This is a genomic window from Actinomyces israelii (assembly GCF_030253495.1).
GTDB classification, from domain to species: Bacteria; Actinomycetota; Actinomycetes; order Actinomycetales; family Actinomycetaceae; genus Actinomyces; species Actinomyces israelii.
In genome coordinates this window covers 1,898,738-1,911,477 of the sequence record NZ_CP124548.1, presented here as the reverse complement: position 1 = coordinate 1,911,477, position 12,740 = coordinate 1,898,738, and the positions used below count along the sequence as shown (strand labels likewise).

Genomic DNA, 12,740 nt, shown 5'->3' with positions numbered 1-12,740 from the left:
GATGCGCGCAGAAGACGGTCGTCATCCTCCGGCCCGCCGAGGCGCCCCACCCGCGCCGGCGCCCACGGATCCGGTCGCCGGCAGGGCTGGTGTGGTCCCGCGTAACGCCTTGAGCACGTAGAGTGGTGGCCATTGCTGTCATCCCGCAGCAGGACACTCCCGGCACCGCCGGGCGCGAACGGAAATGGCCGGAGGCTCCTCCGGATCCACCCCGTCAATTCATGAAGGAGCACACGTGACCGAGAACACGCAGCCCGACACCGCCCTGGATCCTACCACCACGTCCGCGGAGGGGACCTCCTCCGCCATCGCCGCCACCACCGCCGAGGCCGAGCCGTCCTCGGACGAGTCGGCCGCCGTCGGCGGCACTGACAGTGCCGCCGACGCCGCCGGTGCTGACAATGCCGACAGCGCTGACGGTGCTGATGGTGCTGACAATGCCGGGCCCGAGCCGGCAGCGCCGGTCGAGGCCACCGAGCCTGACGAGTCCGCCCAGCCCCAGCCCCCCGCCGAGACCGCGAAGCACGTTCCACAGCCCTCGGGCTCGCAGGGCGATCCCGATCCGAAGCAGAAGGACGGTCGGGATGCGCCCGCCAAGAACCCGGCCTCCGATTCGGCGATCGACCCCCAGGAGGCCATGGATGCCGCCAAGTGGGGGCGTGTCGACGGCGAGGGCAGGGTCTACGTCCAGGACAACGGGACCGAGCGCGAGGTCGGGCAGTTCCCCGACGCGCCCATTGCCGAGGCCATGGCCTTCTATGTGCGCCGCTTCCTGGACCTCAAGGCCACGGTCGACCTGTTCGCCACTCGCCTGCCGCAGCTCAGCGTCCGCGAGATCGACTCGACCCTAAAGTCGATCGAGCAGTCCCTGGCCGAGCCCGCCGCCGTCGGCGACCTGGACGGCCTGCGCGCCCGCTTCACCGCCCTGAAGTCCGTCGCCGCCGAGCGCCGGGCGGCGGTTGCGGCCGAGCGCGCCGCCGCCAAGGAGCAGGCCCTGAAGGACCGCACCGCGATCGTCGAGCGCGCCGAGGCGATCAGCGCCCAGGACCCCGCCCGCACCCAGTGGAAGAGCTCGGGCGCCGAGCTGCGCGAGCTGCTGGAGAAGTGGAAGGAGGCCCAGCGCCGCGGTCCGCGCCTGGACCGCCCCACCGAGGACGGCCTGTGGAAGCGCTTCAGCCACGCCCGCACCGCCTTCGACCGCCACCGCCGTCAGTTCTTCAGCGAGCTCGACGCCAAGCAGGCGAAGGTCAAGGCCGCCAAGGAGGCGCTCATCAAGCGCGCCGAGGAGCTGTCCGGCTCGACGGACTGGGCGGGGACCTCCGCCAAGTACCGGGGCCTGATGGAGGAGTGGAAGAAGGCGGGCCGCGCCTCCCGCAAGGAGGACGACGCCCTGTGGGCCCGGTTCCGCGCGGCCCAGCAGGTGTTCTTCGACGCCCGCCGGGCCAAGGACGCGGCCACCGACGCCGAGTACGCCGAGAACCTCAAGGTCAAGGAGGCGCTGGTCGCCAAGGCCGAGGCGCTCCTGCCGGTCAAGAACGTCAAGGCCGCCAGGAGGGCGCTGCGCCCCATCCAGGACGCCTGGGAGGAGGCGGGCCGCGTCCCGCGCTCCGCCCTGCGCCGCATCGAGGGCCGCATGCGCGCCGTCGAGGACGCCATCCGCGAGGCGGAGAACGCCGAGTGGCGCCGCACCGACCCGGAGACCAAGGCGCGCGCCGAGGGCCTGGCCGGCCAGCTCGAGAGCTCGATCGCCGCGCTGGAGAAGGACCTGGCGGCGGCCACGGCCGCCGGCGACGCGAAGAAGATCGCCGAGGCCGAGGCGGCGCTCACCGCACGGCGAGCCTGGTTGGAGCAGGTGCGCCGCTCCGCCCGCGCCTGACACGGGCCCCGGCCGGCCTCCTCGAGGCCGCCGCACGTATCGACTCCCTGAGGCCACCGGGCTCCGGTGGTCTCAGGGAGTCCCCGGCTGCGCCGACCCGCGGACTTTTCCACAGGTACGCACCGCCCTGGTGCTCAGCGGACGGGCCGCGCCACCATGGGGTCATGTCTGAGGTCATGCCCGTACCCTCCGCTTCCCGTGCGCTCCGTCCCCCGGGCTCCTCGCGCGATGTGAGCGCGCGCACCATACTCGCCCGCCTTCAGCCGCGCGGCTTCGAGCCCGCGCTGGGCCCGCTGGGGCCCCGGGAGCTGGCGGTGCTGCGCTGCCGCGGGCTCGACGAACGGCTCCTGGAGCGCGTCGGCGCTCTCGCGATACCGCGCGACCTGCTGGGCACCCCCGGCGCGCGCGCCCGCGCCCTGGCCGCCGTCATGCCCGACGGCGGCGTCGTCATCAGGGACACGGCCGTATGGGTGCACCTGGGCGGGCAGCCGCCCGCCACCATCCAGGTCGCCCACCCCGACCGCCGCGGCCGGACCCGGACGCTGTCCTACTCCCGCATGGTGATCCCGACCGCGGAGATCGAGGCCGTCGGCGGCGTGCCCTGCGCCACGCTCGCCCGGGCGGTGGTCGATGTGACCAGGGTCGCGCCGCCGGTGCGCGCGGTCGAGGCGGTGATCCGGGCCCGCGACGCGGGACTGACCAGGAACCGCCTGGAGGTCGCCCTGCTGACCTGTCGGGGCGCGGCGTGCAGAGGCGGCCCCCGCGCCAGGCGCATTATCGACGCGGTGATCCCGCCGTGCCGCCAGGGGACGGCGCCCCGCGCAGCCGGGGCTCAGGCCTGTTGACGGCGCGCAGCCGCAGAGGTGGACCGACGCGCCTCGAAGACGCCGTCGATGCGGCGCAGGGACGACAGCGTGTAGTCCAGGTGCCCCGCCTCGGCCAGCTCGACGACGAAGCGGGCGGTGACGACGCGGTCGCGGGAGGTGCCTATGGTGGCGCTGATGAGGTTGACGTGGTTGTCGGCCAGGACCCGGGTGATGTCCGCCAGCAGCCCTCCGCGGTCCAGGGCCTCCACCTCGAGCTGGACGAGGTAGGCGCTCTGGGCGTGATCCGCCCAGTGCACTGACAGCAGGCGCTCGGGCTCGTGCTTGAGCTGGTCGACGTTCTGGCAGTCGCTGCGGTGCACCGAGATGCCCGAGCCGCGGGTGACGAACCCGATGATCGGGTCCCCCGGCAGGGGGGTGCAGCACCGGGCGAGCTTGACATAGACGTCGCCCTCGTCCATGCCGTCGACAATGACACCCGTGTCGGCCGTTCGGGTGCGGTGGTGGGCCGTGGTCGCCTTGGTCGGCAGGACGCCCTCCGCCAGGGTCTCCTCCGCGCCGGCCTCCCCGCCCATGGCGGCCACCAGCGTGTTGACCACGTGCTGAGCGGAGACGTGCCCCTCGCCGACGGCGGCGTACAGGCCGTCGATGTCGCCCTTGTCGAGGGTCTGGGCCACGTTCATGAGCGAGTCGTGGCTCATGAGCCGCTGGATCGGCAGGTCCTTCTTGCGCATGGCGCGAGCGATCGCGTTCTTGCCCGCCTCGATGGCCTCTTCGCGGCGCTCCTTGGAAAACCAGGAGCGTATCTTGTTGCGGGCGCGCGTGGAGCCCACGAAGGTCAGCCAGTCCCGGCTGGGGCCGGCGCCCTGGGCCTTGGAGGTGAAGACCTCCACGGTGTCGCCGTTCTCCAGCTTGGTGTCCAGCGGCACCAGGCGCCCGTTGACGCGCGCCCCCACGGTGCGGTGGCCGACCTCGGTGTGCACGGCGTAGGCGAAGTCCACCGGGGTGGAGGCGCTGGGCAGGGCCAGGACGTCGCCCTTGGGGGTGAAGACGTAGACCTGGGTGCCGGCCATCTCGTAGCGCAGCGAGTCCAGGAACTCGGTGGGGTCCTGCGTCTCCTTCTGCCAGTCGACGAGCTGGCGCAGCCAGCCCATCTCCCCCGCGTCGGAGTCCCCGGGGGCGCCGCCCAGCGGGCTGGGGCCGGTGGCGTTCGGGTCCTCCTTGTACTTCCAGTGGGCGGCCACCCCGTACTCGGCCATGCGGTGCATCTCGCGGGTGCGGATCTGGATCTCCACCGGCTTGCCGCCCGGACCGACGACGGTGGTGTGCAGCGACTGGTAGAGGTTGAACTTGGGCACCGCGATGTAGTCCTTGAAGCGCCCGCTCATGGGCGTCCACCGCGAGTGCAGGGAGCCCAGCACGGCGTAGCAGTCCTGGACGGAGTCCACGATGACGCGCACCGCCACCAGGTCGTAGATGTCGTCGAACTCCTTACCCCGCACGATCATCTTCTGGTAGACCGAGTAGTAGTGCTTGGGGCGGCCGGTCACGACGCCCTTGATCTTGCTGACGCGCAGGTCCTCCTCGATCTGGAGGCGGACCTGGCGCAGGTACTCCTCGCGGGCGGGGGCCCGCTCGGCGACCATGTGCTCGATCTCGTCGTACACGCCCGGGTAGAGCGTCTTGAAGGAGCGGTCCTCCAGCTCCCACTTGATGGCGTTCATGCCCAGCCTGTGCGCGAGCGGGGCGTAGATCTCCAGGGTCTCCTTGGCCTTGCGGGCGGCGTTGTCCGCGGGGACGTACTTCCATGTGCGGGCGTTGTGCAGGCGGTCGCCGAGCTTGATGACCAGGACGCGGATGTCCTTGGACATGGCGACGATCATCTTGCGCACCGTCTCGGCCTGGGCGGCGTCCCCGTACTGGAGCTTGTCGAGCTTGGTGACGCCGTCCACCAGCAGGGCGATCTCGTCGCCGAAGTCCCCGCGCAGCCGCTCCAGGGAGTAGTCGGTGTCCTCCACGGTGTCGTGGAGCAGGGCGGCGGCCAGGGTCTGAGGAGTCATGCCGAGCTCGGCCAGGATGGTCGCCACCGCGACCGGGTGGGTGATGTACGGCTCGCCGGACCTGCGCGTCTGCCCGGCGTGGGCCTTCTCGGCCACCTCGTAGGCGCGCACAATGAGGCCGGTGTCGGCCTTGGGGTGGTTGGCGCGCAGCGCCCGCATGAGGGGCTCGATGGCCGCGGGCGTCGAGTGCCCCCGCGAGCCGAACCAGGCCAGACGGCTGCGGACGCGCGACCCCGGGACGACGGTCTGCCCGCCTGCCTCGCTGCTCTTGGTCTCCGTCATGACCGGATCATAGCCACGAGGCGGTCCCGCCCCGACATGCTTCCACCTTGCGAGTCGTTCAGCGGCCGGTCGGGCCCGGCCTCAGGTGGTGGCGAAGGTGACGACGGAGTCGATCGGACGGCCCGCGAGCTTCTCGCGTCCGCCCAGGCCGGTGAGCTCCAGGAGCATGCAGATCGCCTCGACGGTGGCGCCGGCCTGCTCGAGCAGCGCGATCGACGCCGCGGCGGTCCCGCCGGTGGCCAGGACGTCGTCGATGACCAGGACGCGCTGGCCGGCCACTACCGTGTCCGGGCGGACCTCCATGCGGGCGGTGCCGTACTCGAGCGCGTAGTCGACGCCGATCACGGGTCCGGGCAGCTTGCCCCCCTTGCGGACGGTGATCATGCCGGTGCCCAGGCGCACGGCCAGGGGCGCGGCGAGGATGAAGCCGCGGGACTCCAGGCCGGCCACGGCGTCGACCCGGTCCGCGTAATGGTCCGCCAGGCCCTCGATGAAGGCGGCGAAGGCCGGCCCGTTGGCCAGCAGCGGGGTGATGTCGCGGAACAGGACCCCGGGCTGAGGGAAGTCCGGCACCTCGCGGAGGTTGTCCAGAACGAGCCGGGTGAGCTCGGGCGGCAGGGTGGAGGGGGTCGTCATGAGCGCCTCTTCTTCCTCTTGGGCTGCGCGGATACTCCCAGGTGGTGGCCCGGGACGAGGGGGGATGCCACCGGTTCGGCGCCGAGGGCGGCCAGGACCTCCTCGTCGCCGTCCGCCTGGGCGACGCGTTCGGCGCGGGCCGCCGCGACGCGCCCCGCCTGCTCGACGACGCCCTTCTCGCGGCTGCGCAGGTCGACCAGCAGCGGCGTGGCCAGGAAGATCGAGGACAGCGTCCCCGCGATCATGCCGATGAACAGGGTCAGCGCGATGTCCCGCAGGGTGCCCGCGCCCAGGATGAAGGCGCCCACCACCAGCAGGGAGGCGACGGGCAGAACGCCCACCACCGAGGTGTTGATCGACCGGATGAAGGTCTGGTTGACCGCGAGATTGGCCAGCTCGGCGTAGGTGGAGCGCGTCTGCGCCTCGTAGTGCGAGGTGTTCTCGCGGATCTTGTCGAAGACGACGACCGTGTCGTACAGGGAGTACCCCAGAATGGTCAGCACGCCGATAATGGTGGCAGGGGTGACCTCGAAGCCCGAGGCCGCGTAGACGCCGACGGTGACGATGATGTCGTGGCTCAGGGCGAGCAGGGCCGCCACGGCCATCTTCCAGGTGCGGAAGTAGGCCCAGATGAGGCCGCCTACGAGCAGGAAGAAGAGCACCAGGCCGCGGATCGCCTTGTTGGTCACGTCCGCGGACCAGGTCGGGCCGATGGTGGTGGCCGACACGCCGGCCGGGTCGACGCCGTAAGCGGATGCCAGGGCCGAGGCCAGGTCGTCGAGCTGGGCCTTGTCCAGCTCATTGGCCTGAACCCGCACGGAGGACGCTCCCATGGTCGTCACGCTCGAGCCCGAGGACAGGCCCTTGTCGGCCAGGACGTCGTTGGCCGGGCTCTCGGAGGGGTCGGTCACCCCGGTGATCGTGATCTCCGAGCCGCCCTTGAAGTCGATGCCGGGGTTGAGCCCGGGCTTGACCACCAGCACGGCCGAGACGGCGACGACGAGGACGGCGATGGTGTACCACAGACGTCGTCTGGCGATGAAGGGCAGAGAGGTCCTGCCCGAGTAGAGATCGTTGCCCAGCGCGGCGAGGGAGGTCACTTCGTCTCACCGTCCTTTCCGGTGGCGTCCTGCGAGGCGACGGCATCATCGTCCCCGTCGTTCTCAGCACTCGCCCTTCTGCGGGCCTCGGCCTTGCGGCGGGCCAGGGTGCCGACGGCGGAGTCGATGACGGCCTGGCGGCCCTTGCCGTAGGCGGCCAGCGAGCGCGCCCCGAGGTGCTCGGGATCCAGGCCCGACAGGCGGTGGCCCCTGCCGAAGAACGCGAAGCGCAGGATCCACACCATCATCGGGTGGGTGAACAGGATGATGACCGCCAGGTCGACCACCGTGGTCACGCCCAGGGTGAAGGCGAACCCCTGCACGCCGCCCACGGCCAGGAAGTACAGCACGACGGCGGCCAGCAGGTTGACGGTGTCGGAGACGATGATCGTCCGGCGGGCGTGCTTCCACCCCTCGTCCACGGCGGCCACCAGGGTGCGGCCGTGGCGGACCTCGTCGCGCACGCGCTCGAAGTAGATGATGAAGGAGTCCATCGTGATGCCGATGGAGATAATGAGTCCTGCCACGCCCGCCAGGGACAGGCGGTAGCCCATCGCCCAGCTCAGCAGCGCGATCGCCAGGTAGGTGGTGGCCGCCGCGATCATGAGGGAGGCGACCGCGACCACGCTCAGTCCGCGGTACTGCCAGGCGAGGTAGACGATAATGAGGGCGAAGCCGATGAGCCCGGCGATCAGGCCGTTGCGCAGCTGCTCGGTTCCCAGGGTGGCGGAGATCTGCTGCTCGGACTGGACGGTGAAGCTCAGCGGCAGGGACCCGAAGGACAGCTGGTTGGCCAGCGTGTTGGCCTGCGCCTGGGTGAAGCCTCCGGTGATCTGGACCCGGCCGTCGGTGATGGATGTGGTGACGTCCGGGTTGAACCCCGAGGCCATAATGGTCAGCCCGTCCAGCACGATGGCGAACTGGGCCTTCTCGGAGTCGTGGGACTGCGCGTTGGCCTGGCCGCCGGTGGCCGACGCCTTGTCCCGGTAGGCGATGAGGCGCTCCGAGACCGCGGCGAACTCCTCGGTGCCCTCGTCGTTGAACTCCAGGGACACGACCCACTTGTTGGTGGTCGTGCCCTGGCTGGTGGTCTCCAGGCCGGAGGCGGCGTTGGCGATGTTGGTGCCCGCGATGTCCGCGGGGCCCAGGATGTAGGCCCTGCCCGTGCCATCCTTGGCGCAGGAGATGACGGCCTTGGTCGGGTCCTGCGTCTCGCCGGTGAGGTTGTCCGGTGCCGTGCAGTCCAGCATGTAGGCGTCGTAGATCATCTTCTCGCTGATCCACGAGTCCGAGGAGCTGTCCTCCGACGTCGCCGGCAGCGGGTCCTCGCTAATGGTCCCGTCTTGGTTGACGTCAGCGACCTGGGTGGCCACCTGCTCGGCGGTGACGGGGGTCGGCTGGGCGCTGGGCGTGGCGGCATCGGTGGGCGCCTGGCTCGCCCCCTCCTCGGCGGGGGCCTCGCTGGCCGCCTCGGTCGGCTCCTCCGCCGCGTCGCTCGGCGCGTCGGTGGGAGCCTGGCTGGCCGCGTCGGTCGGGGCCGATGAGGCGGAGGCCTGGGCGAGCCGCTGGTTGTAGCTGTCGGCGAACGCGCTCGCACTGCCCTGGATGATCCGGATGACCGGGCGGAAGTAGAGCACCGCGGAGGTGCGCACCAGCTCGAGGGTGTCCTGGCTGGGGGATCCCGGCAGCGAGACCACGATGTTCTGCCCGCCCTGGCGCGAGATCTGCGCCTCGGCGACGCCGGAGGCGTCCACGCGCTGCCGGATGATCTCAATGGCCTGGTCGACGTCCTCATCGGTGATCTCGGAGCCGTCCGACGTCGTGGGCGTCAGAATGATCTGGGTCCCGCCCTCCAGGTCCAGCGCCAGGCCCGGAGTCATGGACGTGCGGCCGGTGGCGGCGCCGGCGTAGAGGCCGGCGAAGCCGATCACAATGATGAGAAGCAGCATCACGAGGCGGCGCCCCGGATGCTTCGTCTGCTTGGTGGACACGCGGTCCCTTCCTCAGGAGATGGTGCGGCTCGCGCCGCTCAGTCAGATGTGTCTGGACGTCTCAGGCCCGGGAGCGCTCGTCGTCGGCGTCCGCCGCGTCGTCGGCCGCGGGGGCTGCGCCAGTTGAGCCGGCTGAGCCAGCCGCGTCAGCTGAGTCGGCTGCTCCGTCCCCGCCCTCCTCGTCGGCCCGGGTGCCGGCCCCGTCCTCGGGCGCCTCGCCGTCCTCGACCTCGGAGCCCTCGGGATCGGTGGCGAAGGGCGGCTCCTCCGCGCCGACGATCGAGGCCTTGGCCCACAGGGACTCATCGCCCAGTGGCGTGGCAAGAGTCACGACGTCGCCGCTGACCTCGACCACGGTGCCGTAGAAGCCGGCGCGCGTGCGCACCCAGTTCCCGGGTACGAGCGCCTCGTTGGTGCGGCGCTCCTGCTCGGCGAGCATCTTCTTCTGCTGCGAGCGCGAGAAACGCGACAGGCCCCAGAAGGCGAGCACCATAACGGCGAGCATGATAAGCATCTGTGGATTCATGGAGGCGACTTCCGTTCAAGAGATCCTCTGGCGAAGAGGAACGACCGTGCAGAGTCTAGGCCACCTGCCGACACCTGCGCGTGTGAGACGTGACCGCCGCGATGATCACGGGTCGGCTCCGCCATACGGCACCGGCGCGCCCGGCTCAGGTGAACAGGAGCCCGGCATCGGGGGCGCTCATGCCCAGGTGCTTGTAGGCGGCCGGCGTGGCCATGCGGCCCCGGGGCGTGCGCACGATCAGTCCCTCGCGGAAGAGGAAGGGCTCGGCCACCGTCTCGATGGTCTCGGGCTCCTCTCCCACGCTGACCGCCAGCGTCGTCAGGCCCACCGGGTTGCCGGAGAAGCGGGAGCACAGGGCGTGAAGCACCGAGCGGTCCAGGCGGTCCAGGCCCAGGGCGTCCACCTCGAAGACCTTCAGGGCGCCGCGGGCCGCCCGCAGGTCCAGGCGCCCGGGCGTGCCGTGCACCTCCGCCCAGTCCTGGACGCGGCGCAGCAGGCGGTTGGCGATGCGGGGCGTGCCGCGCGAGCGGCGGGCCAGCTCCTGGGCCGCCTCGTCCTCGATGGCCACGCCCAGCAGCCCGGCGGAGCGCAGGATGATGCGGACCAGGTCGGCCGGGTCGTAGTACTCCAGGTGGCCGGTGAAGCCGAAGCGGTCGCGCAGCGGCGCCGGCAGCAGACCCGCGCGGGTGGTCGCGCCGACGACCGTGAAGACGGGCAGTGTCAGCGGGATGGATGTCGCGCCCGGCCCCTTGCCCACGACGATATCGACCCGGTAGTCCTCCATGGCCAGGTAGAGCATCTCCTCGGCGGTGCGGGCCAGGCGGTGGATCTCGTCGATGAACAGCACGTCGCCCTTCTCCAGGGATGACAGGATGGCGGCCAGGTCGCCGGCGTGCTGGATGGCGGGGCCGGAGGTCAGGCGCAGGGAGCCCTCGACCTCGGCGGCGATGATCATGGCCAGGGTCGTCTTGCCCAGGCCGGGCGGCCCCGACAGCAGGACGTGGTCGGGAGGGTCGCCGCGCGCCAGGGCGGCGCGCAGCACGACCGAGAGCTGGTCGCGCACGACCTGCTGGCCCACGAAGTCCTCCAGGCGCTTGGGGCGCAGGGCCGCCTCGGCGGCGCGCTCGACGTCGTCGGCGCCGCCCGTCACGAGCCGGTTCGGGCCCTTCCCCGGCGCGGACGCCCCGGACGACGCAGAAGACTCAGAAGACTCAGCCACGGCCGCCTCCCAGTCGGCGCAGGGAGGCGCGCAGCAGCTCGGGCACGCTCGGTTCGGCCCCCTGCTCCGAGCGCTCCAGCTCGACGGCGGCCACGGCCCGGGCCGCGATCGCCTCGTTCCACCCGAGCTGGACCAGGGCGCCGACGACGTCCGGGTTCGGCTGCTTCGCGCCGGCCGCCGGGACAGTCGCGGGCGCGGGCTCCTCGCCGGCGGGGGCGCCGAGCTTGTCGCCGACGTCGATCATGACGCGCTGCGCCCCCTTGGGCCCCAGGCCCGGCACGCGCGTGAGCGCGGCGACGTCCCGGTCGGCGATGGCCCTGCGCAGGGCGTCTGGGGTGTGGACCGCGAGCACGGCCAGGGCCAGCTTGGCGCCCACGCCCTTGGCCCCCAGCAGCACGCGGAAGCAGCGGCGCTCGTCGGCGTCGGCGAAGCCGAACAGGGTCAGTGAGTCCTCGCGGACGACGAGCTCGGTGTGGACGGAGCCCTCCTGGCCGGTGCGCAGCCCGGCCAGGGTGGCGGGCGTGGCCTGGAAGGCCATGCCGACGCCGCCGACCTCGATGACCGCCCCGGTCAGGGAGACCTCGAGGACGGTTCCGCGCAGTGAGGCGATCATGCGGGTGAGCTCCTTGGGTAGCGGTGGATCGAACGCCTGTTCACAGGATAGCAGTGGGCGGGCGACCAGTCCGCGGGCGCCGGTGCGCACGCAGTCCGCCGTGTCACGTCGGTCTCCGCCGGTACCGGGGGTCGACGGCGCCGGTGCGCCGGGCGGCGGCCTGCGCGGACGCCCACTTCTGCTGGGCGGGTGTGCGCGCCGAGGCCCGCACCGAGCCGCCGGCCGAGACCATCTCGGTCGCCCCGTCCACGCCCGTGCCTCCCCCGCGCCAGCCGTGGCAGATCGCCTGGGCGACGGCGTCGGCGGCGTCGGCCGGCCTGGGGGCCTCGGCCAGCCCCAGGATCCGCTGGACCATCGCCTGGACCTGCGACTTGGAGGCGGTGCCCGAGCCGGTGACCGCGGCCTTGGCCTCGCTGGGCGTGTGCTGGGCGACCTCCAGGCCCGCCCGGGCCCCGGCCACCATGACCACGCCCATGACCTGGGCGACCGTGATGACCGAGCGCAGGTTGTCCTGGGCGAAGACGCGCTCGACGGACACGGCCGTCGGGCCGAGGCGGGCGATCCAGTCCTCGATCGCCTCTCCGATCGCGAGCAGGCGCAGCTCGGGGCTCTGCGAGGTCGGTGTGCGCACGACCCCCGCCTCCACGAGCCGTGCTCGACGACGGGGGTCGATGTCCACGCAGCCCAGGCCGCAGCGGGTCAGGCCGGGGTCCACCCCGAGCACCCGTTGCTGGGCGACGGCGGCATGCGCGGAGGCGGGGCGAGCGGCGGGGCTCACTCGTCGTCGAGCTGGGCGGCGACCCCGGCGGGGATGTCCACCGAGGTGAAGACGTTCTGGACGTCGTCGAGGTCCTCCAGGGCGTCGACGAGCCGCAGGACCCTGCGGGCGCCCTCGAGGTCGACCTCCACCTTGGTGGCGGCGATGAACTGGGACTCGGCGGAGTCGTACTCCATGCCCGCCTCGGTCACGGCGCTGCGCACGGCGACGAGGTCGGAGGGGTCGCTGATGACCTCGAAGGACTCCGGGCCCTCGAGGACCTCCTCGGCACCGGCGTCCAGGACGGCCATGAGGATCGTGTCCTCGTCAACGCCGTCGGCCTTGGCGATCTCGACCACGCCCTTGCGGGAGAAGTTGTAGGCCACGGACCCGGGGTCGGCCAGGCTGCCGCCGGTGCGGGTGAAGGCGACGCGGACGTCGGAGGCGGCGCGGTTGCGGTTGTCGGTGAGGCACTCCACCAGGAAGGCCACGCCGGCCGGCCCGTAGCCCTCGTACATAATGGTCTGCCAGTCGGCGCCGCCGGCCTCTTCGCCGCTGCCGCGCTTGACGGCGCGGGTGATGTTGTCGGCGGGCACGGAGTTCTTCCTGGCCTTCTGGATGGCGTCGAAGAGCGTCGGGTTACCGGCGGGGTCGGCGCCGCCGGTGCACGCGGCGACCTCGATGTTCTTGATCAGGCGGGCGAACAGCTTGCCGCGCTTGGCGTCGATGGCGGCCTTCTTGTGCTTGGTGGTGGCCCACTTGGAGTGTCCCGACATGTGTTCTCCTGGGTGTCGATCCGTGTACGCGTCCCGGGCGGGGACGCCACGCTGCGGCCGCGGGCCGACACGGCCCGCGG

Annotated in this window: 11 protein-coding genes; 2 read left to right on the top strand and 9 right to left on the bottom strand. The window is 71.8% G+C overall.

Annotation, left to right across the window (positions count from 1 at the left end):
• Positions 1-235 precede the first annotated feature (235 nt).
• A complete protein-coding gene (locus tag AIF0345_RS07860) occupies positions 236-1,876 on the top strand; it encodes a DUF349 domain-containing protein (RefSeq protein WP_285297836.1) in 1,641 nt (546 codons plus the stop codon).
• A gap of 164 nt (positions 1,877-2,040) precedes the next feature.
• Positions 2,041-2,721 (top strand): hypothetical protein, encoded by a 681-nt coding sequence (locus AIF0345_RS07855; RefSeq protein ID WP_285297835.1) that lies wholly within the window; start codon positions 2,041-2,043, stop codon positions 2,719-2,721.
• Here AIF0345_RS07855 and AIF0345_RS07850 read toward each other — a convergent pair.
• The 9 genes from AIF0345_RS07850 to AIF0345_RS07810 all read right to left on the bottom strand — a co-directional run bounded on the left by AIF0345_RS07850 (position 2,709) and on the right by AIF0345_RS07810 (position 12,660).
• Positions 2,709-5,042: a RelA/SpoT family protein gene (locus AIF0345_RS07850; RefSeq protein ID WP_268916772.1), complete on the bottom strand. Its 2,334-nt coding sequence runs from the start codon at positions 5,040-5,042 to the stop codon at positions 2,709-2,711. The two genes, AIF0345_RS07855 and AIF0345_RS07850, sit on opposite strands and share 13 nt — an antisense overlap.
• An 81-nt stretch (positions 5,043-5,123) precedes the next feature.
• Entirely contained in the window at positions 5,124-5,678 is a 555-nt protein-coding gene (locus tag AIF0345_RS07845; RefSeq protein WP_285297834.1) for an adenine phosphoribosyltransferase, read from the bottom strand.
• A complete protein-coding gene (gene secF / locus AIF0345_RS07840; RefSeq protein WP_043561917.1) occupies positions 5,675-6,778 on the bottom strand; it encodes a protein translocase subunit SecF in 1,104 nt (367 codons plus the stop codon). The genes AIF0345_RS07845 and secF overlap by 4 nt, the downstream gene beginning before the upstream one ends.
• Positions 6,775-8,769, bottom strand: coding sequence for a protein translocase subunit SecD (secD, locus tag AIF0345_RS07835; RefSeq protein WP_285297833.1), 1,995 nt, complete (start codon positions 8,767-8,769; stop codon positions 6,775-6,777). Before secD ends, secF begins: the two co-directional genes overlap by 4 nt.
• 61 nt (positions 8,770-8,830) lie before the next feature.
• A complete protein-coding gene (locus AIF0345_RS07830; protein ID WP_285297832.1) occupies positions 8,831-9,295 on the bottom strand; it encodes a preprotein translocase subunit YajC in 465 nt (154 codons plus the stop codon).
• A gap of 145 nt (positions 9,296-9,440) precedes the next feature.
• Positions 9,441-10,445 carry a Holliday junction branch migration DNA helicase RuvB gene (ruvB, locus tag AIF0345_RS07825; RefSeq protein WP_273166972.1) on the bottom strand — a complete coding sequence of 335 codons (1,005 nt, stop codon included), beginning with the start codon at positions 10,443-10,445 and terminating at the stop codon, positions 9,441-9,443.
• A 61-nt stretch (positions 10,446-10,506) separates the two neighbouring features.
• Positions 10,507-11,127, bottom strand: coding sequence for a Holliday junction branch migration protein RuvA (gene ruvA, locus AIF0345_RS07820; RefSeq protein ID WP_285297831.1), 621 nt, complete (start codon positions 11,125-11,127; stop codon positions 10,507-10,509).
• 103 nt (positions 11,128-11,230) lie between these two features.
• The gene (gene ruvC, locus AIF0345_RS07815; RefSeq protein ID WP_268916807.1) at positions 11,231-11,851 is read right to left on the bottom strand and encodes a crossover junction endodeoxyribonuclease RuvC; all 621 of its coding nucleotides are present in this window, start codon (positions 11,849-11,851) and stop codon (positions 11,231-11,233) included.
• A 50-nt stretch (positions 11,852-11,901) separates the two neighbouring features.
• Positions 11,902-12,660 carry a YebC/PmpR family DNA-binding transcriptional regulator gene (locus tag AIF0345_RS07810; protein WP_285297830.1) on the bottom strand — a complete coding sequence of 253 codons (759 nt, stop codon included), beginning with the start codon at positions 12,658-12,660 and terminating at the stop codon, positions 11,902-11,904.
• Between the last annotated feature and the right edge of the window lie 80 nt (positions 12,661-12,740).

Bases quoted from the DNA above. Each gene is read 5' to 3' on its own strand.
- AIF0345_RS07845 (WP_285297834.1), bottom strand. From the start codon at position 5,678: ATGACGACCCCCTCCACCCTGCCGCCCGAGCTCACCCGGCTCGTTCTG.
- AIF0345_RS07855 (WP_285297835.1), top strand. From the start codon at position 2,041: ATGTCTGAGGTCATGCCCGTACCCTCCGCTTCCCGTGCGCTCCGTCCC.
- ruvA (WP_285297831.1), bottom strand. From the start codon at position 11,127: ATGATCGCCTCACTGCGCGGAACCGTCCTCGAGGTCTCCCTGACCGGG.
- AIF0345_RS07830 (WP_285297832.1), bottom strand. From the start codon at position 9,295: ATGAATCCACAGATGCTTATCATGCTCGCCGTTATGGTGCTCGCCTTC.
- AIF0345_RS07850 (WP_268916772.1), bottom strand. From the start codon at position 5,042: ATGACGGAGACCAAGAGCAGCGAGGCAGGCGGGCAGACCGTCGTCCCG.
- AIF0345_RS07810 (WP_285297830.1), bottom strand. From the start codon at position 12,660: ATGTCGGGACACTCCAAGTGGGCCACCACCAAGCACAAGAAGGCCGCC.